Here is a 24,591-nt window from a genome sequence, read left to right on the forward strand (position 1 = left end):
ACGGTACCCAATTGAGAAGCCGGATATACGCGAGCAGTTGAACTTAAGCCGAAACAACAAAAACTTGCAATTCCTGAGGAGTCCATATACGCATTATAATGCGCCGCATGTGTGCGTGGTGCACGGCACAGGTATTTCCCTGGGGATTATGATGATCTCATGCGGCGGATTACAATCCGCCCTACCTTACTGTCCAAATCTCAGCAAATCTCAGGCCGCTTGCTCAAGCCCTGGCTCTAGATAGGCGTCTCCCAGGACCACGCGGGCCATGCGATGGCTGACATGCTTGAGCAGTTTTTCTGCAAAGGGTGAAGTCGTGCTGTACATGAAGTATTCACCGTGGGGATTGCGGGCGAAGATGGTCAGGCTCAGTGGCTGGTGTTGATAGCCGCCGCTTTCTTCTGTCTTGACGATGGTGGCCGTGCTTGCCTTGAAGCGGTAGCGTTCATCGACGGGATTGCTTTCTGCCTGCAGATAATGCTGCATGGCCATGTCGTACAACTCTTCGTGACTGGCCGGGCTAACATGGAAGGGCATACTGGTAGTACAGTCCAGCATTACACTGAAGAAGCGGAGTATGTATCTGAAGAACGGTTCTGTTTCTGACATGGTGTACTCGCTGATGTAAGCCTGACTTGTGATTTTACAAGTAACTGGTTTTCACTGCTTGCCGGTTGCCATTCCACGTGACAAGAACTGGTCAAGCCGGTTTATCAATCTCTTCGCTGCTAAAGTAAGATGCCGTAGTACCCAGCGCCTGCAGGCTGATTTCATGGGCATGGGCGTTATGGTATTCCAGTTTGAGTTTATAGGTCTTGGCGGCGTCTACCGTCAGCACGGCAAGCACAGGCCTGTGCGTGGTTTCTGCCTGCATTTCATCAAACAACGATTGCATCAATGGACCCAGCAAGGCTGTGTAGTCCTGGTAGTCGGCTTGTTCTGGCTGCGGGCGCAGTGTCCTGCCCAATCTGAACATGAATTGGAAACTGGCTTCTGCTTTGTTTTCTGATAAAAAACGGCAATACGACTGGTCCCATGGCTGCTGGGAATCAGAACTGAGTTTTAATAGAACTTTTGCCATCAGCAGGGTCAGTTCATTTTTTTTAGACATGCATGTTTCCGGTAAGGGTATATGCCGCAATTTTACTATGATCAGCGCAATTTTTATCGACTTGTGGAATTGGCAATAGACAGGCGGATACTGGCCTGGCGGGCGGCGGCATGGATGCTGCATTGCATATTTGCTGTTGTAGCAGTGGTCGCAGTTGCCGCAGTTGCCGCAGTTGCAACCAGCTCAGGTTCCCGTCCTGCGCACTACACGCCTGGTGATGATACCAGCGGCGGCTCCTGTGATAATCGCAGGCGCAGAGAGCAGGGTAAATATCGCCATTTCTATGGGAAATAAATTTCTGTCGTTGCCAAAGTCAGTAAAGGCATTCAGCATGACACCAAGAGCGACGCCGCAAAACAGGGCAAAGATATTTAAAAACTGCTTTTCATCGGGATTGTAGAACGTGGTCAATAGCGCCAGTGGCAACATGGCAAGCGTGCAGCCCAGGAAAAGCGCGCTAAAACTACTTTCTGCTTTGCCCAGTCCATGCGCATCAACATACAGCACCAGGTTGATGGCGATCATAGCCAGTACCAGGCTGATACGAAGCATATGTTTTTTCAGCGGCATGTGATGCTCCAGAAGCAGGCTAAACTTGCCTGCATAGTCGTCAATGTAGCAGAATCTTCCAGGCTACAGGTGTTTCAATGCCGCTCCTGCTAGTGCGAGCCACAAGGCATGCTGCCTGCGGGCATGTGCTGGCGCGCCAGTTCAAAATCGGCGATAGGCATGGGGCGGCCAAAATAATAACCCTGGTAGGCATGACAGCCCTGGCTGGCCAGGTAATCTCTTTGCTCTGCGCTTTCCACACCTTCGGCAATGACAGACAGGCCCATGCTCTGGCTGAGGGCGACAATGGTGCGGGCGATGGCGGCATCATTCGGGTCTGTCAGTACATCGCGTACAAAGGACTGGTCTATCTTCAACTGATCCAGCGGCAGACGCTTCAGGTAGGTGAGGGAAGAATAACCCGTACCAAAATCATCCAGAGAAAAACACAGGCCGGCAGCTTTCAGTCTTTCCATTTTCTTGATGGTGTCTTCCACATCATCGACCAGCAGGCTTTCGGTCAGTTCCAGTTTCAGCAATTCTGGTTTGGCACCGGTTTCTTGCAGGATGCCGAGGATTTGTTCGACAATATCGGCCTGCCTGAACTGGCGTGCGCTGACGTTGACTGCTATTGTCAGTTGGGCGCTGTGGCTATCATTGGCCCAGCTCAGCAATTGCAGGCAGGCGGTGCGCAATACCCATTGGCCCAGCGGCAGGATCAGGCCACTGGCTTCTGCCAGCGGGATAAATTCGGCGGGTGAAATCATGCCACGTTGCGGATGTTGCCAGCGTACCAGTGCTTCTGCGCCGACCAGCTCACCATGACGGCCTACCTGGGCCTGGTAGTGCAGGCGCAGTTGCTGGTCGCGCAAGGCTTCGCGTAATTCTTTTTCCATCTGCGCACGCGAACTGACCACGGCTTGCATGGCGGGATCAAAAAAGCGCAGGGTATTGCGGCCCGCGGTTTTGGCGGCATACATGGCAAGGTCGGCCTGCTTCATCAATTCTTCGTAATTGCTGTCATGCTCGGCAATCAGGGTTGCACCTATGCTGGGGGTGCTATGGCATTCATAGCCTTCCAGTTCATAGGGCTGGTTCAGCGCGACGAGAATTTTCTTGCCCACCATTTCTATCTGGCTGGCGGCTTCATGCGAGGCTTCGCTGAGGTTTTCCAGCAAGACCACAAATTCATCACCACCTATGCGTGCCACGGTATCGCCTTCACGCACGCAATGACTGAGGCGCTCAGAGACTTGCTGTAACAGCAGGTCACCCTTGTAATGGCCCTGGGTATCGTTGAGGGTCTTGAAATTGTCGAGGTCGATATACATCAGCGCACCCTTGCGGCCACTGCGGGCGCAGGCCAGCAAGGCTTGTTGCAGGCGATCGGTCAGCAGGCGGCGGTTGGGCAGGCGGGTCAGCGGGTCATAAAAAGCCAGGGTCTTGATTTCATCTTCTGCCGCCTTGCGCATGGAGATATCGACCAGGGTGCCGACATAATGCAGCAACTCATGATTGCGCCCATACACAGCAGTGATCGCCAGCCATTGCGGGCTGATATGACCATCCTTGTGGCGGTTCCAGATTTCACCCTGCCAGGAACCGCTTTTGGCCAGATGCACATCCATCTCAGCAAAAAACGCGGGGTCATGGCGGCCTGAGTTAAGGATTTTGGGGCTTTGTCCTATTGCGTCTTCACGACTGTAACCAGTGATTTCGGTAAACGCGCGGTTGACTTGCTGTATGACTTTGTCGGCATTCGTGACAAACATGCCCTCATGTGATTCAAACACCGTGGCGGCCAGATGCAGGCTCTGTTCTGCCTGCTTGCGGGCCGTGATATCGCGTACAAAGGCGGGGAACAATTGCTGGCTGGGCAGATAGCGTACCGACACTTCCACATCAATGACACGGCCATCCTTGCGCCTGTGCCTGGCTTCAAATTGCTGGGCACCGCCCAGGCGTACATTGTCCAGTCTTTCTTCCACTGTCCTGCCATGCCCCTCCAGCATGACATCGACATCATCGATCGTCAGTGCCAGCATTTCTTCACGGGTATAACCCATCATGCTGCAAGCGGTTTCATTGACTGCCTTGATATTGCCATGTTTATCGACCAGCCAGTAGGCATCCATGGCAGTTTGCAAAATCATTTCGTCCAGATCAGTCATGCGCTTGCGTTCAGTAATATCAACGGCAAGGCCACCAAGCTGGCGTTTGCTGTCTGACCCCATGAACACAAACTTGTTGACCAGCCACCAGCTATTGCTGCCATCGGCATTCACCGAGGGCCAGATGGCTTCATCCTGCATGCCATTTTCCAGCAGGGCCAGGTCACTGGCGCGATAAGCTTCTGCTATCTCGGTGGGTAAAAAATCATGGTCGGTCTTACCCAGCACCTGGTTGCTGTGGAAGGCAAAGCGGCGCAGGAAGTTATCGCTGACAAACTGATAGCGGCCATCTTCATCCTTGATCCAGGCGACGATGGCACTATTGTCGAGAAAAGCGCGGAAGCGGGCATCACTACGTTGTTGCGCTGCCAGCATGCGGTTGAATTCGCTGGCCACGGTCTGCAATTCTTCTGGCCCCTCCATCAATGCCCTGGCACCCAGGTCGCCATTCCTGACCGCCTTGGCGACACGGCCCAGGGCCGACATAGGCCGGGTGATGCGCCGCCCAAAAAAACTTGCCATTACGAGCAACAAGCCTATCATGGCGCAGGTCAGAGCTATGGCTTCATAGGCACGGGTGCGCGCATCGGCAAATACAGTATTCGATGGCACGCCCACAAAGGCGACCAGACCATATTCAGGCAAAGGGCTGACAGAAAAAAAACGCCTTACACCGTCGACAGCAAGGCTTTCAAATTCGCCATCTTTGGTTTGCACGATGCGCCTGGCCGCTTCGGCATTGGGGCGGGTGCCGATGACACCATCCGGGTCAAGATTGCGCCAGACCATGATGCCATCTTCGCGGAAATAACCAAAGCGGCTGGATTCAGGCAAAAACTCCGCCGGTATGGCCGGATTATAAAAATCCACATCCAGCGACAGCACGACGACAGCAATGATGGCTTGCTCTTCATTGCGCACAGGCAGGCTCATGATGGTGCTCCATGGAGCAGAAGCCTGCACGCGGCGTGGCGGTGAAATTGTCAGGCTGCCGTTGCGGATGGTTTCGCTAATTTCAGCCAGACTGATGTCAGTCATGGAGGCTGTGGAACCTGTCCTGGCACTGCACAGGATACGGCCTTGCAGGTCTGTAATTGCGAGGCGGGAATAGCTTGGGTCCAGGCTGGCCAGGTTGGACATTTTTTCAGGACAATCCTGCAGTTGCAATCGCCTCACCAATGGCAGCCTGGCGACGCCTGTCATGATCTTTTGTGCCTGGTCCAGCTTGCCACGGGTATTCCTGAGCATGACATTGGTCATGATCTTGAGAGACTTCTTGGTGTGTTCGGTGGATTGCTGGAAATCGTGATAAATGCCAAAACCGACAATCGCTATCAGCGGAAGGGAAACTGCCAGCACCAGTATCAGCAAATAACTGCGCATGGACCTGGCCAGCGCGGTCTGCACTGTAGTGGACAAGTCTTCACGCGGTTCAGTCATCATGCTTTTCCACAGGGTTGGTCTGAAAACCTTGGCCTTTGAGATCAATAATTTAACATGTTCTCCAGGCTATTTTGTTTTCAAATGGTGACTTATGGCAAGGTTTTTCAGCACACGCTCACTTCAGGGCAGGCTTTCCCGAACGGGTTCTTTGCATACGCTTGTTATTTGTTAGCCAATATTGACCATATTAGCATGCTGGCGCAGGGCGAAACAACAAAGCAACAAAGCCAGGCAAAGGGCCTGGCAAAGTGAAATCTCTATTTGATGAGACTGTATTTATGCAGCCTGAGACTGGCTCAAGACCAGAGGAGAATCGAGAGGGAAATTCAGTGGCAGATTCAAGGCCAGGTTGAATGTGGGCAGATGGTGATTGGCGGCGAACATTTTCCTGACCAGATAAGCCACACGGTTTTTTTGAAAATCTTCATAGACTGCCAAAATACGTTCCACAGACGCTACCTGTGATTGCAATTCCAGTTCCACCATCGGTGAAATCCAGTCGGTGCGCCAGATCATGTCGGCACCGTTCTCCAGTCTGACATGGGCCAGATAATCGGCGCTGCCAGCTATTTTGCTGACCAGCGTAGACTTGAAGTCAGCCGCATAGTGTTTCTTCAGTGTGCCCAGGCCAAAATCCAGCAGGTATTCTTCATTGACGATGCAGACGGCATGGCCTTCTTTTTGTCCGGCGTGGGCAAAGCCCTGATAGCCTATATAAAAAATGCCATTATCTTTTCTGATTTCGCCATAGCAACCTTGCACTCTGGCCTGATAACCTTTTTTTGTGAGAATTTGCGCCAGCGTGGCTGACATGGCAAAGCAGGAGCTGCCAAAGTGGTGGAAAAAATCGAGTATTTCAAAGTCAGCAGCAATCAGGCGCAAGTCCTGTGCCAGTTTTTCATCTTGTACTACTTGTAATGATGCAGTGTTCATTTGCCTGTAAATGGGAAACTGCAGGGGGATGCAAGCTAAACCATCTGTGAATCTATTAACCAGACGCAATATTTACTCATTTCACAGTTTTTTACAATATTATATAAGTGATAAATTGAATCATCTTGTAAGCAAATATTACGGAACAAAAACAGTAGTTGCTCCAGCGCCTATAAATCGCACCAAATATGAAAATTTCTGCATATAAGTATTTGATTTCAATACTTATTATTTATATAGCTCTGATGCAGTTTATACCATCAGCAAGCTAATTTTAAGGAGAGATTGACGAAGTCTCAGGGAGGTGTGGTTTTTCGCAGGCTGCCTAAATTATAGGCATACTGGCGGGTGAATTCTGCGCCCAGCAAAAAAATCTGGGCTGAGTAATATACCCATAGCAATATCGCAATCATTGATCCGGCAGCACCAAAACTGTTGGCAACGCCGCTATTGCCTATGTAGACACCGATGGCATATTTGCCTGCATGAAACAATACTGCCGTGCCCAGCGCACCTACCCAGACGTCATTCCAGGACAGACGTACTTTTGGCAGCATCTTGAATATCACTGCAAACAGGGAAGCGATGACGGTGAAACCCACTATCGCCGACAAGGGCAGGAAGATCAGGGTAAGGGCTATCTGGCTGCCGCTCCAGTAATGTTCCAGCGCCGTCAGTATCGCATTCACCACCAGCGACACCAGCATCAAAAATGCCAGTACCAGGATCAGCCCGAATGACAGCAGGCGTGTGCGTAGCAAGTTCCAGATACCGCTGTCAGTCTGGCGTGGCACTTGCCAGATTTCATCCAGGCATTCTTTGAGTTCGGCAAACACACTGGTAGCACCCACCAGCAAGAGCACACTGGCAATGATGGTGGCCAGGCGGCCTTCGTCTTCATTACGCGCACCTGCCAGCATGGCCTGTATGGCTTCGGCACTGGTGTGGCCAACCAGGCTTTGCAGTTGATGGAATAGCTGACCCTGGGCTGCCTCTTTCCCATAAAAAAAGCCGGCAATTGCCAGCACCAGCACCAGTATGGGGGCCATGGAAAACAGGGTGTAGAAAGCCAGCGCTGCGCCTTTGCTGGCGGAGCGGTGCTGCAACCATTCACTGACAGCACAATGCAGGATACTGCCTATGGAAGGCAGTATCCGGGGCAAGGCGATGCCACGTTGCAGCAAGGCCTTGAAGGTCGACAACATAGGCGTCAGAGTCGTTCGCCGCGTATCACGCGCACCAGCACCATGACGATAGCGACAACCAGCAAAACGTGGATAAAGCCACCGATGGTGTAAGCAGACACCATGCCGAGCAGCCACATGACAAGTAAGATGACAGCGATAGTATAGAGCATGATTTTTTCTTTCTAAAAAGTGCGCAGTAGTTTCATCACACGGTATTTCACTACATGACGCTCAGGTTAAGGGACGCTTACAAACCGATAAGCTCCGATACACTTTGTGTTTGTCTCCAGACTTTGCTTTGTTATTCTGAATCTACTCCAGCAACAAGTTTCGAGCTTTTCAAAGATGCACAGATATCTGTTTGCATAGTTCGTATCCTGAGGCACAGGCCAATGCGCGTCTGTTCGGCAGCGCACGGATGCCATGTAGGAAAACACGCAGAATATGCTTCAGTGAGTTCTTACTACAGTATATTTTTGAAGGAGTTATTCGCATGACCAGAGAACTCAGGCAAGACCGTTTCGGCGCAATACGGTGGCCCAGGCAGGGCATGTGCATGCAATACTGGGCCGCCGGAGCGGTTTTGCCTGAGTTTTTTTGGTCAACCCCGGTTGCCCACCCGGCTATCCGTTCAGGCACGGTGAATGTATGAGCACTGTCGACCAGACTCCTGGAAACACACCAGAAAGCTCAGCAGGAAAAGTATCTGCTACACCACAAACGCCTCAGGCCGCATTGCTTGCCAGCCCGCCTGGCCCTCCAGGCAAACCACCTGGCCGCCGCTTCAAGCCCGGCACCATCATTGCTATCATTATCGCCGTCATATTGCTGATACTGGCTGGCATCTATGCCTATCGTCAAATCGCCGGTGGCGATGATGAAGAAAAATGGCTGACTGCCGTCGTGCAAAAAGCCGATATCGAAGATGCCATCACCGCCACCGGCAGCCTGCAACCCAAGGACTTTGTCGATGTTGGCACCCAGGTGTCTGGCCAGCTAAAAATACTGCATGTAGAAGTAGGCGCTGTCGTCAAGGCCAAGGACTTGCTGGCCGAGATCGACCCGACGGTCTACCTCTCCAAGGCCGATGCCGATCGCGCCCAGCTACGCAACCAGACAGCACAACTAGCCGACAAGCAGGCACAGCTGCAACTGGCAGAGCTGCAACTGACGCGCCAAAAAAACCTCATGCGGGAACAGGCTACAACAGAAGAATCCCTGCAAACTGCCGAGGCACAACAGCGTTCAGCCGTGGCACAGGTGGCCGCCATCAAGGCACAAATGCAACAGACTGAATCTACCTTGCGCGGCGACGATGCCAATCTCAGTTTCACCAAAATCTATGCCCCTATCGCAGGCACCGTGGTCTCGCAAACAGCACGCCAGGGCCAGACCCTGAATTCCAACCAGCAGGCACCTATCATCATGCGCATTGCCGACTTGTCCATCATGACCGTGCAGGCACAGGTGTCTGAGGCAGATGTGGGCAAACTCAAGCTGGGCATGGACGTGTACTTCACCACCCTGGGTGGCAGCACGCGCCGTTATTACGGCAAGCTCAGGCAAATTTCACCTACCCCCAACGTCGTCAATAACGTGGTCTTGTACGATGCTCTGTTTGAAGTGCCCAATACCCGCCAGACCCTGTTGCCACAAATGACGGCGCAGGTATTCTTTGTACTCGCCAGCGCCAAGGATGCCATCTTTGTACCGCTGACTGCCTTGCATGCCGCGCCAGAAAATGGCAAGCCCGCCAGAGCTGGCAGGCGCGGCGGTTCTGCACAAGACCCGCGTGGCCAGTTCAAGGATGGCAAGGCCATGGCCAGTGTCATGGACAAGGATGGCAAAGTCAGCGAAAGGGCAGTGCAGGTGGGTGTCATGACACGGGTGTCGGCACAAATCCTGTCTGGTCTTGAGGTCGGTGAAAAAGTCGTGGTGGGTACCAAGTCAGCACCAGCAACTGCTGCTGCACCGCAAAGTGGCGGGCCGCTGGCTGGCAATAATCAACGTGGCGGCGGTGGCCCGAGATGAACAAGCCTGATCTGCCACTAATAGAATTGCGCGATGTCAGGAAGTCTTACCAGACCACCGATATGGAAGTGGAGATTTTGCACGGCATCAGCCTCAAAATCTATGCAGGTGAATTTCTCGCCATCATGGGGGCATCTGGTTCTGGCAAGACCACGCTGATGAATATCCTGGGTTGCCTGGACCGCGCAACCTCTGGCACCTATCTGTTTGAAGGCAATGATGTATCCGGTTTTGAGCGTGATGAACTGGCGCGCCTGCGGCGTGAAGCCTTTGGTTTTGTGTTCCAGAGCTATAACCTCATCGCCACTGCAAACGCTGCCGAGAATGTTGAAGTACCGGCGATTTATGCCGGTGTCGCACCGCTGCAAAGACGCCAGCGCGCGACCGCTTTACTAAGTACACTGGGGCTGGGCGAACGCCTGCGCAACCGTCCCAGCCAGTTATCCGGCGGCCAGCAACAACGCGTCTCGATTGCCCGCGCCCTCATGAATGGTGGCCGCATCGTACTGGCCGATGAACCCACAGGCGCGCTCGATACCCAGAGTGGCATCGAAGTCATGGCCCTGATGAAAGAGTTGTCGCGCCGCGGCCATACCATCATCCTCATCACCCATGCACAGGAAGTGGCCGAACAGGCGCACCGCATACTGCATATCAAGGATGGCCTGATCGTCGATGATACTGGTACGCATATTCCTGATGTTTCTGCATCTGAAACTGCTGCTGATTCGAATGCTGCACAGCCTGCCAATCCCACCCTGGACAATGCCGTCAACAGCAGTGATGACCGCGGCGAAGCCTTTCTCAGCGGCTTGCTGGCGGCTGCCAAAACTGCCCTCAGGGCGTTGCGCTCCAACCTGTTTCGCACGGTGCTGACCCTGCTGGGCATCGTCATCGGTGTCGGTTCTGTCGTCGCCATGCTGGCCATCGGTGATGGGGCCAAACAGGCCGTGCTGGCGCGCATCAGTTCCATGGGCAGTAATTTGCTGGTGGTGCGGCCAGGCGCACCCAACCGCCGTGGCGTAGGCGGCAGTGTGGCTACCCTGGTGCCTGCCGACGCAGACGCCATCGCCAGCCTGCCCAATGTACAGACTGCCGTGCCCGAACTCGGTGGCAGCGTCACCGCCCGTTTTGGCAATGCCGATTATCAGACCCAGGCCACCGGCACTTCGGCCACTTTTCCGCTGGCACGCAACTGGGGTGTCAGCCAGGGCAGTTTTTTTTCGGAAGATGATGTCAAGAGCTACACCGCCGTCGTCGTATTGGGGCAAACCGTGGTGGATAATTTGTTTGGCCGCGACAGCAAACCTGTAGGTCAGTATGTGGTCTTGAACAATGTGCTGTTCCAGGTGATAGGCGTGATGGCCGCCCGCGGTGCTTCACCCGGCGGGCAAGACCAGGACGATATCGTCCTGCTGCCCTTGAGCACCGGCAGCCTGCGCCTGTTTGGCCAGCGTTTCCTGCGCACCATTACCGTCGCAGTCGATGATGTCGATGCCATTGATGCGACTCAGGATGCTGTCACCAGCCTGCTGCAGGCGCGCCATCGCGCTGTCGATTTCCAGATACGCAATATGGCCAGCATACTCGAAACCGCTACCGATACCCAAAATACCCTGACGGTTTTGCTGGCCTCGGTCGCCGCGATTTCCCTGCTGGTGGGCGGCATAGGCGTGATGAATATCATGCTCGTCAGCGTCACCGAGCGAACGCGTGAGATAGGCATACGCATGGCAACCGGTGCACGCATGCGCAATATCCTGCAACAGTTCTTGATCGAAGCACTGGTGGTGTCAGTGTTGGGCGGTGCGCTGGGCGTGGCACTGGGCATGCTGGCAGCACTCATCATCAGCCTGTTTGGCACACCCATACAATTTTCCATCGCCCCGGTGGTGCTGGCGTTTGGCTGCGCACTGGCGATAGGCCTGGTGTTTGGCTACTTCCCGGCACGCAAGGCTGCCCAGGTTGATCCTGTTATCGCATTGGGCAAATAATGAAACACTATCCAGACACCTTTACCTCCAGCCTCAGCCTTGGCCTTGCCATTGTTCTCTTGCTGTTGCTGAATGGCTGTGCCAGCCAGAGCACAGCCAAAGACAGCGCCTTTGTTGTGCAGGACATGCCTGCACAATGGTCAGAGCGGTCAGCGCAGTCAGAGCAACAGGCGACTACTGCCAGCACAGTCAAGGCAACTTGGTGGCAGGATTTTGCATCGCCTGAACTTGACAGGCTGATAGCGCAAGGCCTGCAAAATAATCCTGATCTTGGCATGGCGGCTGAGCGCATCGTCCAGGCAGAAGCGCAGGCACGCATCGCGGGGGCATCGCTGTTCCCCGTATTATCTGGTTCGGCTGGCGCATCACATCGCGAGACGCGGGGTGGTAATTCAACGAATGGGATAAATGCAGATGGAGGGGGGAATAATAGCAGTAGCAGTAATAGTACCAGTCTCGGTCTGAGCGCCAGTTATGAATTTGATTTCTGGGGTAAGAATGCCGCTGGTGTACGTGCTGCCAATAGCCAGCAACAAGCCAGCCAGTTTGATCGCGACAGCTTGAAACTGACCCTGACTGCCGGTATCGCCACTGGCTATTTTCAGATACTGGCCGTACGTGAAAGACTGGCGGTGGCGCAAGAAAACCTGACGATAGCCCGCCGCGTTTTGCAGGTAGTCGAGGCACGCGTGCGTTACGGTGCTGCCGCACAACTGGACCTGACACGCCAGCGCGCCGCAGTCATCAGCCAGGAAGCCGCCATCCCGCCCCTGCAACTGCAAGAACAGCAAGCCCTGTATGCGCTGGCTATTTTACTGGGACAAGTGCCGCCCGGCTTTCAGGTGGCTGGCGACAAGATACAACAAATCAATGTGCCCACCATCGCCCCCGGCCTGCCCGCCAGCCTCCTGCAACGACGCCCAGACCTCGCCAGTGCCGAGGCACAACTGGCCGCTGCCAACGCCAACATAGACGCCACCCGCGCCGCCCTGTTCCCCAGCATCAGCCTCAGCAGCTCGCTCGGCCTCGCCAGCGACAGCCTGCAAGGCCTGGTGAATGCCCCGCTGACCACCTTCAACATCGCCGCCGGCCTGACACAAGTCATCTTCGATGGTGGCCGCCTGCGCAACCAGGTCAGCATCGCCGAATCCCGCCAGCGTGAATTGTTGCTGGCCTACCGCAAAGCCGTACTCGCCGCCCTGGCCGACGTCGACAGCTCCCTCGCCGCCAGCAGCCGCAGCCAGGCACAAGAAGCCCTGCTGCAAGCCAGCCTGCAAGAAAGCGATCAGGCTCTACGCCTCTCAGAAATCCGCTACCGCGCCGGCGCAGACGACCTGCTGGTCTTGCTCGACGCCCAACGCAGCCGCTTCCAGGCGCAGGACCAACTCACACAAAGCCGCTTGTCAAGATTGCAGGCGCAACTGGGTTTGTATAAGGCGCTGGGGGGAGGGTGGCTGGGGCAGTGATCGGTTAAGGAATTCTCATTGCACGGATTCTTAGTAAACTGTGCAATATGACTACAGGTCGTGTTGACGTTGCAGTTGCAGTTGTTTTTGACTTTAGCAGTTCCCATGTGTAGACGCCGTTTGTGCAGTACAGAAAATGGATTAGAAATGCCCGTGTCTGAGGTGTAGCAGGGGTTTCGAAGTGCATGCACTTCGCCTGCGAAACGGCAATCGCTTGCAAGCGATTGTGCGCCCTGCAAGGGGAGCGAGTTTCGGATCTTCCCATTTTTTGTACTGCATAAACGGGAACCCCTTTAGGGGCGGCTACGCCTGGGTCGCCTTCTTTTGCTCCCTTTTCTTGGCGACGACAAGAAAAGGGAGTAGCCGCCGGGCTACCCCCGGCCTGCAATCTTAAATAACGTATGCAGGTAGCTAAAAGCGAATTCAGGAATATCGCTTTGTTTTCTTGAGAATACGTTAATCGAATGCCGAGTGTTGGGCTGATGAAGCGTAGCCCAACCTACGGGTAAGCCAGATGGATTCCAGCCAAAAGCATGCTGGAATGACGTAGCCAAGAGTATGAAAAGTTTATCTATTCAAGCTTCGGTCAAGCTCCGGTGATAGTGATCATGCAGCACCATTTATCAAATTGCCACGATGCGCACAGCATCCCCCAAGCACATCAATAACAGATTCCAAGCTCGGTACGCCACCGCACAGATCAAGCCGCAATTACACGGCAAGCTAGGCAGCATGTGCATCCAATAATAAATCATCATGCCCGCCGCCCCTGGTCATCCTGTCAGCCTCGTCAAACCTGTCACCAAAGTGACGAGTAATATTGCCAGCCCGCGGGCTGCCAATGATCCTGCGCCCATGCCAGCCAGCATTACGCAAACCGCGCCGGGTGTCTTGCAGTTTTCTGGCACATGGACAGTGGGCCAGCTGGGCAAGGTTGTCCGTCAGCTTGATACCCTGTTGCTGCGCCATCCTGACAGCCTGCAACTGGATGGACAGCAGATACAAAAAATCGACAGCATCACAGCCTGGATAGTGCAGTCTCGCCTGAAAAAATTACGTGACAGCGGTGTGCAACTCAGCATGCAGGGCTGGCCTGCGCAATACCAGAAAATGCTTGACGGCCTGAGTGATATACCGCCCGCCACTACCGATAAAGAAAAGAAACCAGGCTTGCTGGAAAGAACAGGCAAAGCCGCTGTTGATGTCTACAAAGACAATCTGGCACTGCTGAGTTTTATCGGTGAAACTGCCATGAGCCTGCTGGGCCTGTTTTTTCATCCACGACGCTGGCGTGGCCGTACCATCCTGCACAATATCCAGATAGCCGGTTTCGCGGCCTTGCCCATCGTTGGCGTCACTTCATTTTTACTCGGTATCGTGATTGCCTATCAGGGGGCAGACCAGCTCAAGCATTATGGCGCGAATATCTTTGTGGTTGAGCTGGTTGGCTATGCCATGCTGCGCGAATTTGCACCGCTGATTACCGCCATCATCATTGCTGGTCGCTCGGGTTCTGCCTATGCGGCGCAGATAGGCACCATGGTGGTCACAGAAGAAATTGATGCCCTGCAAACCATAGGTATCAAACCCATAGAATTGCTGGTGCTGCCCAAGCTGGTGGCGCTGATGCTGGCCCTTCCTTTGCTGACCCTGTTTGCCGACTTGATTGGTGTTGTCGGTGGCATGTTGATGGCTGCCAGCCAGCTGGATGTGGGCATGCATGAATTCATAGACCGTTTTGCGACAGAAATCCCGCTCAAGACCTTATTGATAGGCATAGGTAAATCGCTGGTGTTTGCGATAGTGATTGTTGTCATCGGTTGCTTCCAGGGTTTCCGTACCAGGGGCAATGCTGACAGCGTGGGCCGCCAGACTACCCGCAGTGTGGTGCAGGCAATTTTCATCGTCATCGTGCTTGATGCGGTGTTCTCGGTCATCTTTAACCTGCTGGGACTTTGATGAGTGAAGAGAACCCCACAGCGACACCAGCCAGCTACGACTATGCCATAGAAATGCAGCAAGTCTGCACCCGCTTCGGCGACAAGGTCGTGCATGAGGGGCTGGATTTACAGATACGCCGTGGCGAGATTTTTGCCATCGTTGGTGGCAGCGGTTCTGGCAAATCGACTTTGCTGCGCGAAATGATTTTGCTGCATAAGCCGGATTCTGGCACGGTCAAGGTACTGGGTATAGACCTGGCTGGCATCAGTGATGAACAAGCCAGTTCCTTGCGCCAGCGTTGCGGTGTCATGTTTCAAAAAGGCGGCTTGTTTGGCACGCTGACCGTCACAGAAAACATAGGCTTGCCGCTACGTGAACACAGTGAACTCGATGACGGCAGCATCGATGAAATTGCTGCCTGGAAGTTGTCACTGAGTGGCCTCAAGCCAGAAGCTGGCGGTTTGTATCCGACAGAATTAAGTGGCGGCATGCTGAAACGTGCAGCCCTGGCCAGGGCGCTGGCGCTGGACCCGGAACTCCTGTTCCTTGATGAACCAACAGCCGGGCTGGACCCCGCCAGTGCCGGTGGCCTTGACGCGCTATTGCGGCATTTGCATCAGTTATACCAGCCGACCATTGTCATGATTACCCATGATCTTGACTTGTTATGGCAAGTCACCCACAGAGTGGCTGTGCTGGGAGAGGGCAAGGTGCTGGCAGTAGGGACGATGGAAGAATTGTCGCAGTTGCAGCACCCCGTTATCCGCGATTATTTTGATGGCGCACGCGGCAGGGCAGCGCAGCAGCAGGCTGGACAACAGCAGGCTGGGCATCAGGAAAGCGAACAGAACAAAAATAAGACGCAAAACAATCATCAAAATAGTACACAGGAAAACCCATGGAAACCAAAGTAAATTATGCCGCCGTCGGAGCCTTTGTGCTGGCACTGGGGGCCTTGCTGATTGCTGCTGTACTATGGCTGTCAGTTGGTCTTGGCAAGCGCCAGCAAACTGTCTTGTACCAGTCCATCGTCAATGAATCGGTTGCGGGTCTGAACCTGGATGCACCCGTCAAATACCAGGGGGTGAATGTGGGCAAGGTACGCACCATACGCCTGGACCCCAGCAATCCACAACAGGTGCGCCTGGTGTTTTCGATTATTGAAGGCACACCCATCAAGACTGACACCCTGGCCGTGCTGAAAACCCAGGGCCTGACCGGTATCGCCTATGTGGAACTGAGTGGCGGTTCACCTGATGCACCGTTGTTGCAGGCAAAAGACGGCCAGCCTTATCCGCAGATACCCACCAAGCCCTCATTGAGCGCCAGGCTGGAAAATGTATTGAGCGCCGTGCTGGCCAATCTTGACCGCACTGCGGCCAATGTCAATGCCGTCCTGAACGATGAAAACCGCGCTGCCTTCAGCAAGATTTTGCACAATACTTCCAGCCTTATGGAATCCTTGAATTCACAAAAAGCAGCGATGAGCATGGCCATCAACAATGCCGCTGTCACCACTGCCAATACTGCCAGGGCCAGTGCCAAGATCGAGGAATTGTTCCAGCGCGTGGGCAAGAGCGCCGATGCACTGGCGATCATGGCTGATAAAGCGGGCGCAGCCAGTGACAGCACCAAAAAAACTGCCGATGAACTTGGTGGCGGTGTGCGCCAGTTAAGCAGCGATACCCTGCCAGAAATGCAAAGGCTGATGGGCGAGCTGGCAACATTGTCAGCCTCCATGACCCGTCTCATAGAACAGACAGAACAAAATCCCAGCAGCCTGATCAGGGGGCGGCATGCGCCACCACCTGGCCCGGGTGAAACCAAAGGAGTCAAACCATGATGCACCCACGTCCAGCCACAGCCAGTTTATTAACCGTGCTGGCAGTCGCCCTTGCTGGCTGTTCTGCCCTGCAACCTGCCAATGTGGCACCGATGGCAGTCTATCGCCTCGATGCAGTCGCGCCGGGTAGTTCGCCTGCACCAGCCACTGCCACGGCGAGTATCCTGGTGGGCAGTATCCGCGCGGCTGCCGGTTTTGATACCAGCCGCATGCTGTACACCCGTCAGTCTTATCAGGTGGAAGAATTCCAGCAAAGCCAGTGGCAAAAACCACCGGCTGTCATGCTCATGCCCCTGGTTGCCACAGCACTGGAATCCAGCGGCGTCTTCAAGGTAGTCTTGCAGGCACCCAGTGCGGTGCTGACGACTTACCGCCTGGATCTGGAAATCGTCAACCTGCAACAAGACTTTGGCACCACACCCAGCCATCTCAATTTCAAATTGCGCGCCCATTTGTCGTCCAGGCAAAATCAGCAAATCATCGCCTGGCGCGAGTTTGGTGTCAGCATCCCCACTGCCACTGAAGATGCCTACGGCGGCGTAGTCGCGACCAACCAGGCCGTGGCCCAGGTATTGCAACAATTGCGGGCTTTTTGCGTAGATCAAATCACACAATCAGCACAGGCAAGAAAAAAGCAACCTTGATACAGGTTGCTTTTTTAAGTACATCTGAATTACGGCTTGTTCATGACAAGCCGTTTTCTTTTATTTACGGCAGACCAGCAAGCCTACCAGCAAGCCCACACTGGCGGCCACGCCTATGCTGCTCCATGGATTTTCCTTGACGTAGACATTGGCAGACGTTGCCATTTCCTTGCCTGAGGCCAGGGCAGTGTCCTGTACATTCTGGGCAGACTTCAGTGCTTCTTCCATGAGTTCAACGCCACGTGCGCGGGCTTCTTCGGCTTTTTCGCCACTCAGGGAAGCAGCTTCGCTAAACAGGTCTTGCGCATCGCGCAGCAGGATTTTGATATCTTTGTTGATAGCACGGATATTGGATTTGAACATGATGGTTTCCTTTACGGTGAGTAAAATTACATAAAATAGCTAAATTAAATAAAATATGGATATACGCTATTCAGTGCATTGATAAAACTGTACTGATGCTGACGTTGTTACTGCGAATCTCAGGACAGCAAATCCTTCATGTCATCGGCGTGTTCTTCTTCCTTCGCCATGATGCCTATCAGCATTTGTCGCGTGGTCGGGTCGCTGTCGCCTATTCTCTCCAGCATCTGGCGATAAGATTCAATCGCTACGCGTTCGGCGATCAGATTGGCTTTCACCATCGCGGCCACGTCTTCGGTATCGTCGTATTCGGCATGGCTGCGCTCAGTCAGCGAGGCCGGGTTAAAATCAGGTTTGCCGTTGAGCTGGACGATGCGTTCTGCCAGTTGATCGGCATGGCCCTGTTCTTCTATCGCGTGCTCCAGGAACTCGGCCTTGATAGGCCCGTTATGTGCTCCCGAGACGGTGTAATAATGACGTTTATAACGCAGGACGCAGACCAGTTCGGTAGCCAGTGCGCCATTGAGCAGAGCGATGACTTCTTCGCGATTGCCTTGATAGCCTGCCGTGACAGCACCGTCATCAAGATTCCTGGCTGCTTCGCGTATGGCAGCAGTGTCCATGCCATTGCGGAGATTGCTATTGACTTCATGCATGATGATTTTCCGGTTAAAAGTAAAATTAAGAGGTCGTGAAGACGAATTTTTTTCGCCTTAGCCTCCTTTATATGCCTCGCCAGCAAGCATGTCAGTACGCTGGCGTACATAGAGCAATCTGCTTTTGCAGTAGGCTTGAGGCTGGCATAAGAAAGCAAAAGAAAGAAAAAGATATTTCATGAAGCCCAACAATAAAATATTACGTATCAGCCTCTGGATTTTATTGAGCATCGTCAGCGTGCTGACCATCTGTATCGTGATCCTGCTCAATATGGACTGGAACCGCGCCAAGCCCTGGCTCAATGAACGTACCAGCGAAGCCCTGGGACGGCCATTCAGCATACGCGGCAACCTGGCGCTGACCTGGGAAAAGCAGCTCAGCGGGCCAGAAACAGCGACAGGCTGGCGCGGCAAGATCCCATGGCCACATTTGCAGGCCCAGGACATACGCATAGGCCAGCCGCCGGACATGCAGCAGGCACCCCTCAAACCTGCGGCGGCATCTGCGTCGGCCTCAGCCTCAGCCTCAGCCTCAGCCTCAGCCTCAACCTCAACCTCAACCTCAACCTCAACCTCAACCTCAACCTCAACCTCAACCTCAACCTCAACCTCAACCTCAACCTCAACCTCAACCTCAACCTCAACCTCAACCTCAACCTCAACTAAGGCACCTGATGCAGTCGCCGTAGAAGACATGGCACGCATCAACGAGGTATCTTTCTCACTCAACCCCCTGGCCCTGCTGGATAAACGGCTGGAGATACCCTTGCTGCGCTTCCAGGACAGCAGCCTGTTCCTGCAACGCTTTGCCGATGGCAGCAATAACTGGACCTTCAAGAAAAGTACCAAGGCCTCGCCCTGGCGGCTGGAATTGCACAGGATAGTGCTCGCGCAGGGCAAGGTGCATTACATCGATGCCATCCGTCATGCCGACATCACTGCCAATATAGAAAGCCTTAACACTGAAGCCAATTACGGCATTAGCTGGACTCTGCAAGGCAAGCTGTATAACGAGGCCGTTACTGGCAGCGGCAAGGCAGGTGCCATCCTGTCTCTGCAAAGCCAGACTCTGCCTTTCCCCATACAGGGGCAATTGAAGATGGGACAGACCACAGTGCGTGCGGAAGGCAGCATCACCAAGCCCAGCGAACTGGCCGCTGTTGACATGCATCTGGAAATTACCGGCAACAGCATGGCGCGCCTGTATGCACTGACAGGCATAGTCTTGCCAGAGACGCCAGCCTATAGCACGGCAGGGCATCTGAGTGCCACCCTGGGCAAGATAGACAATCACTGGAAGTATGAAAAATTCACCGGCAAGGTAGGCTCCAGCGACCTGGCTGGCAGTTTTGAATACCAGACCAGGAAGGCCAAGCAAATGCGCCCCCTGTTGCAAGGCAATATGAGTTCTGAAGTCTTGCAATCTGCCGATCTGGCTCCGCTGGTTGGTGCCGACTCCAATGCCAATAAACTCAAGCGCGGCGCGGCTGCCGTGCAGCCTGGTGACAAGCTCTTGCCTGTAGAAAATTTCCGTACTGAACGCTGGCGCAGCATAGATGCAGACGTAACCCTGAGTGCCGCCAAACTGATACGGCAAAAAGAACTGCCCATACACAAGCTGCAAACCAGGCTCATCATGAAAGATGGCGTGATCACCATGTTGCCGCTGAAGTTTGAGCTGGCCGGTGGGCAAATGCAGGCCTACATCACCCTCGATGGGAATGGTCGCGGTAAAGGAAAAGACAAAGACAAAGACAGCGACCAGGATGAAACTTCCCTTGCGCAGCCCATACAGGCCAAAATGCGGGTGACTGCAAGGCATATACAACTGCAAAAACTGATACCAACGCTGGCCACTTCAAAACTGACCGTAGGTGAAATCAATGCTGATGCCAACCTGACTGCCACCGGCCAGTCCGTCGCCGCCTTGCTGGGGGCATCCAATGGTGAGATCAGCAGCATGCTGGATCATGGCACGGTCAGCAAACTCTTGCTGGAAGAAATGGGTCTCAATATTGGCAATATTATTTTGACGCGTTTGTCCGGGGATAAACAGGTAAAGCTGAACTGTATGCTGGCTGACTTTACTGTGACCAATGGCCAGATGAATGCGCGGAGTTTTCTGATTGATACCGAAGAAGCTCTGATCGATATCACCGGCAGTATTAACCTGCAAAAAGAAGACCTGGACCTGACCATCAAGCCTAATACCAAGGGCTTGCGTGTATTGTCACTGCGGGCGCCGCTGTATGTGCGCGGTACTTTCCTGCACCCTAAAATTTCTGTCGATAAAGGGGTGATGGCGATGCGTGCCGGCGGTGCCATAGGCCTGGCCTTGCTCAGCCCGTTTGCAGCCTTGCTGCCACTGGTAAATACCGGGCCAGATGAAGCTGGTGGTTGTGCGACCTTGATGAAAACGGCGAAGAAGTAATACCAGAAGCGGGGCAGGAATAGCGCCCCGTACCACGTAGGAGCGGCTTCAGCCGCGAACATCTGCAACCACCAGCAAGGGCCTACACGGCAGATCATTCGCGGCTAAAGCCGCTCCTACAAAGAAAATGCAGCCAGGCATATTGATCTCAACCTGGCATGACTATGGTCAAGCCTGTTAGGGTAGTTCGCACACCACGTAGGAGCGGCTTTAGCCGCGAATATCTGCAACCACCAGCAAGGGGCGGCACGGCAGATCATTCGCGGCTAAAGCCGCTCCTACAAAGAAAATGCAGCCAGGCATATTGATCTCAACCTGGCATGACTATGGTCAAGCCTGTTAGGGGAGTTCGCACACCACGTAGGAGCGGCTTTAGCCGCGAACATCTGCAACCACCAGCAAGGGGCGACACGGCAGATCATTCGCGGCTAAAGCCGCTCCTACAAAATAAAAATGGCCGCATCAATGAGATAGCGGCCTGATGGTAAACATTCAATAAGCATTCAATCAAATGTCTTAGTAGTGACTGGTCCTGATCATGTTTGCTACTTCACGTGTTTCTGCCAGCACTTCATTGACGGCCATTTGCAGGGTATACCTTTCTTCTTCAGCATCGCGCTTGGGTTCTGGCGTGCGGAACAAATGGCGGCTGCGTTTGTTGAGGGCTTTTTCGTATACCTTGAAGGCAAATTGCATTTCTGTGTAGTCCATGGTGGTTCTCCTTGTGGTGAGGCTATATCTTTACTTTTTTCGCATGTGCTTTAGTGCTCAGTACTTAATGCTTATGCACTGAATCTACCCAGATCTCGTCTGCCATATCTGGCCACTGATCAGGATCAAAGCCGGGTGAGTTTTCAAAATGGCTTTTATCGATGTCGAGGATAAAGCGTTTATTGGCAGTATCCAGCGTCAGTGCTGACCAGGGGATGGCGAACAGTTTTTCGCCTATGCCCAGCAAGCCACCATGAGCGACCACGGCATAGGCAATATGGCCTGTGCGCATGTCCAGCATGATTTCCTTGATTTCACCCAGATGTTCATCAGCGCGGTTGACGACGTTGTCACCAGTCAGCGTACGCGCACCCATCAATTCGGGGCCTGGGCCTTTATGCTCGTTGCCACTGGGGACGGGATCGTAAATGTTGGAATTAATATCAATCATCATCATTCCTTCAATGCAATTAGAGATTACAGTATGCTCGCGCTGACCAGGCTGCTCAGTTCGATAGCGTACACATGAAGAAAATTTTTTTGGCAGCAGTATGCTGTAAGCGTTGAGATGCAAATTATGCAGGGAGAAATTCTTGTGAATTTTATAGAAACTGGCGCTGCAAATGTATCGTTTGCAACACCAGTTTTTCTATTCATCAACATAGATAAAATGCGGATGAAATGCAGATGAAGTGCAACTTTCTGAGGGACAAAGACATCATGGCTATGTCATCGTTCCCCATGTTTTTACAATGGCAGGCCGTAGTAACTATGGATGGAATCTGCCCAAGCCTGGTTGGCCATGTCTGGCCAGCGGTCAGAGTCGAAACCAGGTGCGTTTTCAAAACGGCTCTTGTCGATATTGAGGATGAAACGCTTGTTGACGGTGTCCAGTTTCAGTGCAGACCAAGGTACGGCAAACAGTTTTTCACCTATGGTCAAAATGCCGCCAAAAGCCACGACTGCATAGGCGATACGGCCAGTGCGCATGTCCAGCATGATTTCCTTGATATCACCGAGGTTTTCCTCAGCTTCGTTGACAACGCTGTCACCTGTCAGGGTATTGGCACCCATCAGTTCAGGGCCCGGGCCTTTATGCAGATTGCCAGGTTCATTAGGGATGTAAGTAGTATCCAGCATAATCAAATCCTTCTCTGTGAGTAGAAACCTGATGATGCGCCCTATCGCCGATATGAACAGTTCGATAACACACATAGCAAAAAGTATTTTTTTATACCTTTGCAGAAGCAAAATGACAAGGCAATCATGGCTATCCTGATACATGGATTGTGAATTCATATTGCCGACAGTCAAACATTGCTAAATGTGGTTTTCCATTGGGCAATTATCCTATAACTTATTAATCAGCCAGAGAAGGACAGCCAGTGTAGTTTGTTGTTAATGCAAGGCGTCGTACTCTTTTGCTATTTTATTTATCTGTAGAGATTGACGATCGGGGCAGCACAATGAAGACGATGTTGAAGACCAGACTCTTACTCATCATGGGCATCATGAGTGCCCTGATGATACTGCTTGGCCTGGCTGGCCTGTATGCAATGAAATCCCTGCATGATGGCTTGCAGACCGGCTATCAGAACCGCACCCTGGGCCTGGCCCATCTCTCACGCATAGAACAGTTATTATCAAGCAATCGCCACGCCATTCTGACTGCACAGGCAGATACTGCGCCAGAAAAACTGAAAGGCAGTGCAGACAATATAGAGCGCGACAGACGTTTCATAGACCAGCTATGGATAGATTTTGCAGCCATGCCCATGTCGCTGCAAGCGCGGACCAAATCCGATGAATTTACCCGCCTGCGCATCGCCTATGACCATGCTGTCACCTTGCCTGCCATAGAAGCCTTGCAAAATTCTGCCACTGGAAAAATCAAGGAAATCAGCCAGCTTGCTGACAAGCTCCAAGCCCCCATCTCTGCCAGCATGAGCAGCCTGCACAGCATGCAGCTCGACACGGCAAAAAAAGAATTTGAAGCGGCAGACGCCAGCTATCGCACAGTGCGCAATCTCATGTTTGCTGCACTGGCACTGGGCCTGGTACTGGCGGCAGTGCTGGCGTATTTCCTGGTGCATATCATCTATCATCAGCTTGGTGGTGAACCTGCCTATGCAGCACAGATAGCCAGGCAAATTGCCGAGGGCGATCTGGATGTCAGCATCACGCCAGAAGTATATGATGAAGCCAGCCTGCTGACTTCCATGCAATCCCTGCAATCCGGGCTGGCAAAAACCGTCAAGGACATGCGTGTCGATACCGCCAATATAGGCCGCACTTCCCGGCAGATATTGAGCAGCAATATGATGTTGTCTTCACGTGCTGAGCTACAGGTAAATGCGCGCAAAAAGGCAAGCGCCGCGATGAAGGAACTGAGTTCATCTGTCCGCCATCATGGCGAGCAGGCACGCCAGGCCGTGCAACTGGCTGATGATACCAGCGAGCTGGCTGCCAAACGCGCGCTTGCTGCCAGTGGGGCGGTAAACACCATGACACAGATCAGACATGCGTCTGACAAGATTTTTGACAGCGTCCAGGTGATAGATGAACTTGCTTTCCAGATTGATACCCTGACCCTGAAAGCCACAGTGGAAGACGCCAGTGGTAGCGACACAGGCCAGCGACTCACTGAAATTGCTCCAGAAGTGCGTGACCTGGCGCAGTGTGTCTCCTGTGCCGTCAAGGAAATTAAAAACATCCTCAATGAATCGCGCGAAAAACTGGACAACGGCAGCAGACTCATTAGCCAGAGCAATGCAGGCACTGAGCAAATGCTGGCTACCATGCATCGCGTCAGCGATCTCATGACCGAGATCAATGTCTCCACCAGAAAGCAGGAAGCCGGTATCAGGCAAGTTACCCACGCCATCAGCGACATGGACCATGCCAGCCTCAAAGACGCAGTCATGGTAGGTGTGGCCACCACGGCGGCCAAGTTACTGGAACAACAAGCCACCCACCTGGCCCAACTGAGCAGCGGCTTCAAACTCAGCGCATCATCCAGGTCGCAAACGCAACTGCAAGTCGTCAGTACCGAAGTGCAAGTGGAAGAAGCACCCAAGCGGCCTAATTTGCGTCTGGTGCGTACTTAGGCTGGTTCAA

At 53.3% G+C, this 24,591-nt stretch carries 22 protein-coding genes; 10 read left to right on the top strand and 12 right to left on the bottom strand.

What is annotated here, in order from left to right; all coding sequences use genetic code 11:
* Positions 1-210: 210 nt before the first annotated feature.
* From DFR42_RS25480 to DFR42_RS25515, 7 genes are all read right to left on the bottom strand, one after another.
* On the bottom strand, positions 211-609 hold the full coding sequence (locus DFR42_RS25480) for a hypothetical protein (protein WP_146218972.1): 399 nt from the start codon (positions 607-609) through the stop codon (positions 211-213).
* Positions 610-700: 91 nt separating this feature from the next.
* Positions 701-1,111, bottom strand: coding sequence for a hypothetical protein (locus DFR42_RS25485; protein WP_146218973.1), 411 nt, complete (start codon positions 1,109-1,111; stop codon positions 701-703).
* A gap of 183 nt (positions 1,112-1,294) precedes the next feature.
* A complete protein-coding gene (locus DFR42_RS25490) occupies positions 1,295-1,681 on the bottom strand; it encodes a hypothetical protein (protein WP_110257888.1) in 387 nt (128 codons plus the stop codon).
* Between the two features lie 89 nt (positions 1,682-1,770).
* Positions 1,771-5,274: an EAL domain-containing protein gene (locus DFR42_RS25495; protein WP_110257889.1), complete on the bottom strand. Its 3,504-nt coding sequence runs from the start codon at positions 5,272-5,274 to the stop codon at positions 1,771-1,773.
* Between the two features lie 276 nt (positions 5,275-5,550).
* Positions 5,551-6,207 carry a hypothetical protein gene (locus DFR42_RS25505; protein ID WP_110257891.1) on the bottom strand — a complete coding sequence of 219 codons (657 nt, stop codon included), beginning with the start codon at positions 6,205-6,207 and terminating at the stop codon, positions 5,551-5,553.
* Positions 6,208-6,503: 296 nt separating this feature from the next.
* On the bottom strand, positions 6,504-7,412 hold the full coding sequence (locus tag DFR42_RS25510; RefSeq protein ID WP_110257892.1) for a YihY/virulence factor BrkB family protein: 909 nt from the start codon (positions 7,410-7,412) through the stop codon (positions 6,504-6,506).
* 5 nt (positions 7,413-7,417) lie between these two features.
* On the bottom strand, positions 7,418-7,564 hold the full coding sequence (locus tag DFR42_RS25515) for a lmo0937 family membrane protein (RefSeq protein ID WP_110257893.1): 147 nt from the start codon (positions 7,562-7,564) through the stop codon (positions 7,418-7,420).
* Between the two features lie 323 nt (positions 7,565-7,887).
* Here DFR42_RS25515 and DFR42_RS29360 point away from each other — a divergent pair, with 323 nt between their 5' ends.
* The 8 genes from DFR42_RS29360 (at position 7,888) to DFR42_RS25550 (ending at position 17,313) form a co-directional block, all read left to right on the top strand.
* A complete protein-coding gene (locus DFR42_RS29360) occupies positions 7,888-8,046 on the top strand; it encodes a hypothetical protein (RefSeq protein WP_170133681.1) in 159 nt (52 codons plus the stop codon).
* Positions 8,043-9,425, top strand: coding sequence for an efflux RND transporter periplasmic adaptor subunit (locus DFR42_RS25520; RefSeq protein WP_110257894.1), 1,383 nt, complete (start codon positions 8,043-8,045; stop codon positions 9,423-9,425). The genes DFR42_RS29360 and DFR42_RS25520 overlap by 4 nt, the downstream gene beginning before the upstream one ends.
* The gene (locus DFR42_RS25525; RefSeq protein WP_110257895.1) at positions 9,422-11,419 is read left to right on the top strand and encodes a MacB family efflux pump subunit; all 1,998 of its coding nucleotides are present in this window, start codon (positions 9,422-9,424) and stop codon (positions 11,417-11,419) included. Before DFR42_RS25520 ends, DFR42_RS25525 begins: the two co-directional genes overlap by 4 nt.
* Complete coding sequence (locus DFR42_RS25530) at positions 11,419-12,885, top strand: efflux transporter outer membrane subunit (protein ID WP_110257896.1); 1,467 nt, start codon at positions 11,419-11,421, stop codon at positions 12,883-12,885. Before DFR42_RS25525 ends, DFR42_RS25530 begins: the two co-directional genes overlap by 1 nt.
* 756 nt (positions 12,886-13,641) lie before the next feature.
* Positions 13,642-14,844, top strand: coding sequence for an MlaE family ABC transporter permease (locus DFR42_RS25535; protein WP_245937091.1), 1,203 nt, complete (start codon positions 13,642-13,644; stop codon positions 14,842-14,844).
* On the top strand, positions 14,844-15,740 hold the full coding sequence (locus DFR42_RS25540; protein ID WP_110257897.1) for an ABC transporter ATP-binding protein: 897 nt from the start codon (positions 14,844-14,846) through the stop codon (positions 15,738-15,740). Before DFR42_RS25535 ends, DFR42_RS25540 begins: the two co-directional genes overlap by 1 nt.
* The gene (locus DFR42_RS25545) at positions 15,725-16,669 is read left to right on the top strand and encodes an MlaD family protein (RefSeq protein WP_110257898.1); all 945 of its coding nucleotides are present in this window, start codon (positions 15,725-15,727) and stop codon (positions 16,667-16,669) included. Before DFR42_RS25540 ends, DFR42_RS25545 begins: the two co-directional genes overlap by 16 nt.
* Entirely contained in the window at positions 16,666-17,313 is a 648-nt protein-coding gene (locus DFR42_RS25550; protein ID WP_110257899.1) for an ABC-type transport auxiliary lipoprotein family protein, read from the top strand. The genes DFR42_RS25545 and DFR42_RS25550 overlap by 4 nt, the downstream gene beginning before the upstream one ends.
* A gap of 60 nt (positions 17,314-17,373) precedes the next feature.
* On the opposite strand, the gene DFR42_RS25555 is transcribed toward DFR42_RS25550, so the two are convergent.
* Positions 17,374-17,676, bottom strand: coding sequence for an ElaB/YgaM/YqjD family protein (locus DFR42_RS25555; protein WP_110257900.1), 303 nt, complete (start codon positions 17,674-17,676; stop codon positions 17,374-17,376).
* Between the two features lie 119 nt (positions 17,677-17,795).
* Positions 17,796-18,332 carry a ferritin-like domain-containing protein gene (locus DFR42_RS25560; protein ID WP_110257901.1) on the bottom strand — a complete coding sequence of 179 codons (537 nt, stop codon included), beginning with the start codon at positions 18,330-18,332 and terminating at the stop codon, positions 17,796-17,798.
* A gap of 178 nt (positions 18,333-18,510) precedes the next feature.
* Here DFR42_RS25560 and DFR42_RS25565 point away from each other — a divergent pair, with 178 nt between their 5' ends.
* Positions 18,511-20,763: an AsmA family protein gene (locus tag DFR42_RS25565; protein ID WP_110257902.1), complete on the top strand. Its 2,253-nt coding sequence runs from the start codon at positions 18,511-18,513 to the stop codon at positions 20,761-20,763.
* A 516-nt stretch (positions 20,764-21,279) separates the two neighbouring features.
* On the opposite strand, the gene DFR42_RS25570 is transcribed toward DFR42_RS25565, so the two are convergent.
* The 3 genes from DFR42_RS25570 to DFR42_RS25580 all read right to left on the bottom strand — a co-directional run bounded on the left by DFR42_RS25570 (position 21,280) and on the right by DFR42_RS25580 (position 22,614).
* Positions 21,280-21,474: a hypothetical protein gene (locus DFR42_RS25570; protein ID WP_110257903.1), complete on the bottom strand. Its 195-nt coding sequence runs from the start codon at positions 21,472-21,474 to the stop codon at positions 21,280-21,282.
* A gap of 64 nt (positions 21,475-21,538) precedes the next feature.
* On the bottom strand, positions 21,539-21,925 hold the full coding sequence (locus DFR42_RS25575) for a PRC-barrel domain-containing protein (RefSeq protein WP_110257904.1): 387 nt from the start codon (positions 21,923-21,925) through the stop codon (positions 21,539-21,541).
* 296 nt (positions 21,926-22,221) lie between these two features.
* Positions 22,222-22,614, bottom strand: coding sequence for a PRC-barrel domain-containing protein (locus tag DFR42_RS25580; RefSeq protein ID WP_110257955.1), 393 nt, complete (start codon positions 22,612-22,614; stop codon positions 22,222-22,224).
* 338 nt (positions 22,615-22,952) lie between these two features.
* Here DFR42_RS25580 and DFR42_RS25585 point away from each other — a divergent pair, with 338 nt between their 5' ends.
* On the top strand, positions 22,953-24,581 hold the full coding sequence (locus tag DFR42_RS25585; protein WP_211324421.1) for a methyl-accepting chemotaxis protein: 1,629 nt from the start codon (positions 22,953-22,955) through the stop codon (positions 24,579-24,581).
* The last annotated feature ends 10 nt before the right edge of the window (positions 24,582-24,591 follow it).

The organism is Undibacterium pigrum, assembly GCF_003201815.1.
Taxonomy (GTDB): Bacteria; Pseudomonadota; Gammaproteobacteria; order Burkholderiales; family Burkholderiaceae_D; genus Undibacterium; species Undibacterium pigrum.

Bases quoted from the DNA above. Each gene is read 5' to 3' on its own strand.
- DFR42_RS25480 (WP_146218972.1), bottom strand. From the start codon at position 609: ATGTCAGAAACAGAACCGTTCTTCAGATACATACTCCGCTTCTTCAGT.
- DFR42_RS25485 (WP_146218973.1), bottom strand. From the start codon at position 1,111: ATGTCTAAAAAAAATGAACTGACCCTGCTGATGGCAAAAGTTCTATTA.
- DFR42_RS25490 (WP_110257888.1), bottom strand. From the start codon at position 1,681: ATGCCGCTGAAAAAACATATGCTTCGTATCAGCCTGGTACTGGCTATG.
- DFR42_RS25495 (WP_110257889.1), bottom strand. From the start codon at position 5,274: ATGATGACTGAACCGCGTGAAGACTTGTCCACTACAGTGCAGACCGCG.
- DFR42_RS25505 (WP_110257891.1), bottom strand. From the start codon at position 6,207: ATGAACACTGCATCATTACAAGTAGTACAAGATGAAAAACTGGCACAG.
- DFR42_RS25510 (WP_110257892.1), bottom strand. From the start codon at position 7,412: ATGTTGTCGACCTTCAAGGCCTTGCTGCAACGTGGCATCGCCTTGCCC.
- DFR42_RS25515 (WP_110257893.1), bottom strand. From the start codon at position 7,564: ATGCTCTATACTATCGCTGTCATCTTACTTGTCATGTGGCTGCTCGGC.
- DFR42_RS29360 (WP_170133681.1), top strand. From the start codon at position 7,888: ATGACCAGAGAACTCAGGCAAGACCGTTTCGGCGCAATACGGTGGCCC.
- DFR42_RS25520 (WP_110257894.1), top strand. From the start codon at position 8,043: ATGAGCACTGTCGACCAGACTCCTGGAAACACACCAGAAAGCTCAGCA.
- DFR42_RS25525 (WP_110257895.1), top strand. From the start codon at position 9,422: ATGAACAAGCCTGATCTGCCACTAATAGAATTGCGCGATGTCAGGAAG.
- DFR42_RS25530 (WP_110257896.1), top strand. From the start codon at position 11,419: ATGAAACACTATCCAGACACCTTTACCTCCAGCCTCAGCCTTGGCCTT.
- DFR42_RS25535 (WP_245937091.1), top strand. From the start codon at position 13,642: ATGCCCGCCGCCCCTGGTCATCCTGTCAGCCTCGTCAAACCTGTCACC.
- DFR42_RS25540 (WP_110257897.1), top strand. From the start codon at position 14,844: ATGAGTGAAGAGAACCCCACAGCGACACCAGCCAGCTACGACTATGCC.
- DFR42_RS25545 (WP_110257898.1), top strand. From the start codon at position 15,725: ATGGAAACCAAAGTAAATTATGCCGCCGTCGGAGCCTTTGTGCTGGCA.
- DFR42_RS25550 (WP_110257899.1), top strand. From the start codon at position 16,666: ATGATGCACCCACGTCCAGCCACAGCCAGTTTATTAACCGTGCTGGCA.
- DFR42_RS25555 (WP_110257900.1), bottom strand. From the start codon at position 17,676: ATGTTCAAATCCAATATCCGTGCTATCAACAAAGATATCAAAATCCTG.
- DFR42_RS25560 (WP_110257901.1), bottom strand. From the start codon at position 18,332: ATGCATGAAGTCAATAGCAATCTCCGCAATGGCATGGACACTGCTGCC.
- DFR42_RS25565 (WP_110257902.1), top strand. From the start codon at position 18,511: ATGAAGCCCAACAATAAAATATTACGTATCAGCCTCTGGATTTTATTG.
- DFR42_RS25570 (WP_110257903.1), bottom strand. From the start codon at position 21,474: ATGGACTACACAGAAATGCAATTTGCCTTCAAGGTATACGAAAAAGCC.
- DFR42_RS25575 (WP_110257904.1), bottom strand. From the start codon at position 21,925: ATGATTGATATTAATTCCAACATTTACGATCCCGTCCCCAGTGGCAAC.
- DFR42_RS25580 (WP_110257955.1), bottom strand. From the start codon at position 22,614: ATGCTGGATACTACTTACATCCCTAATGAACCTGGCAATCTGCATAAA.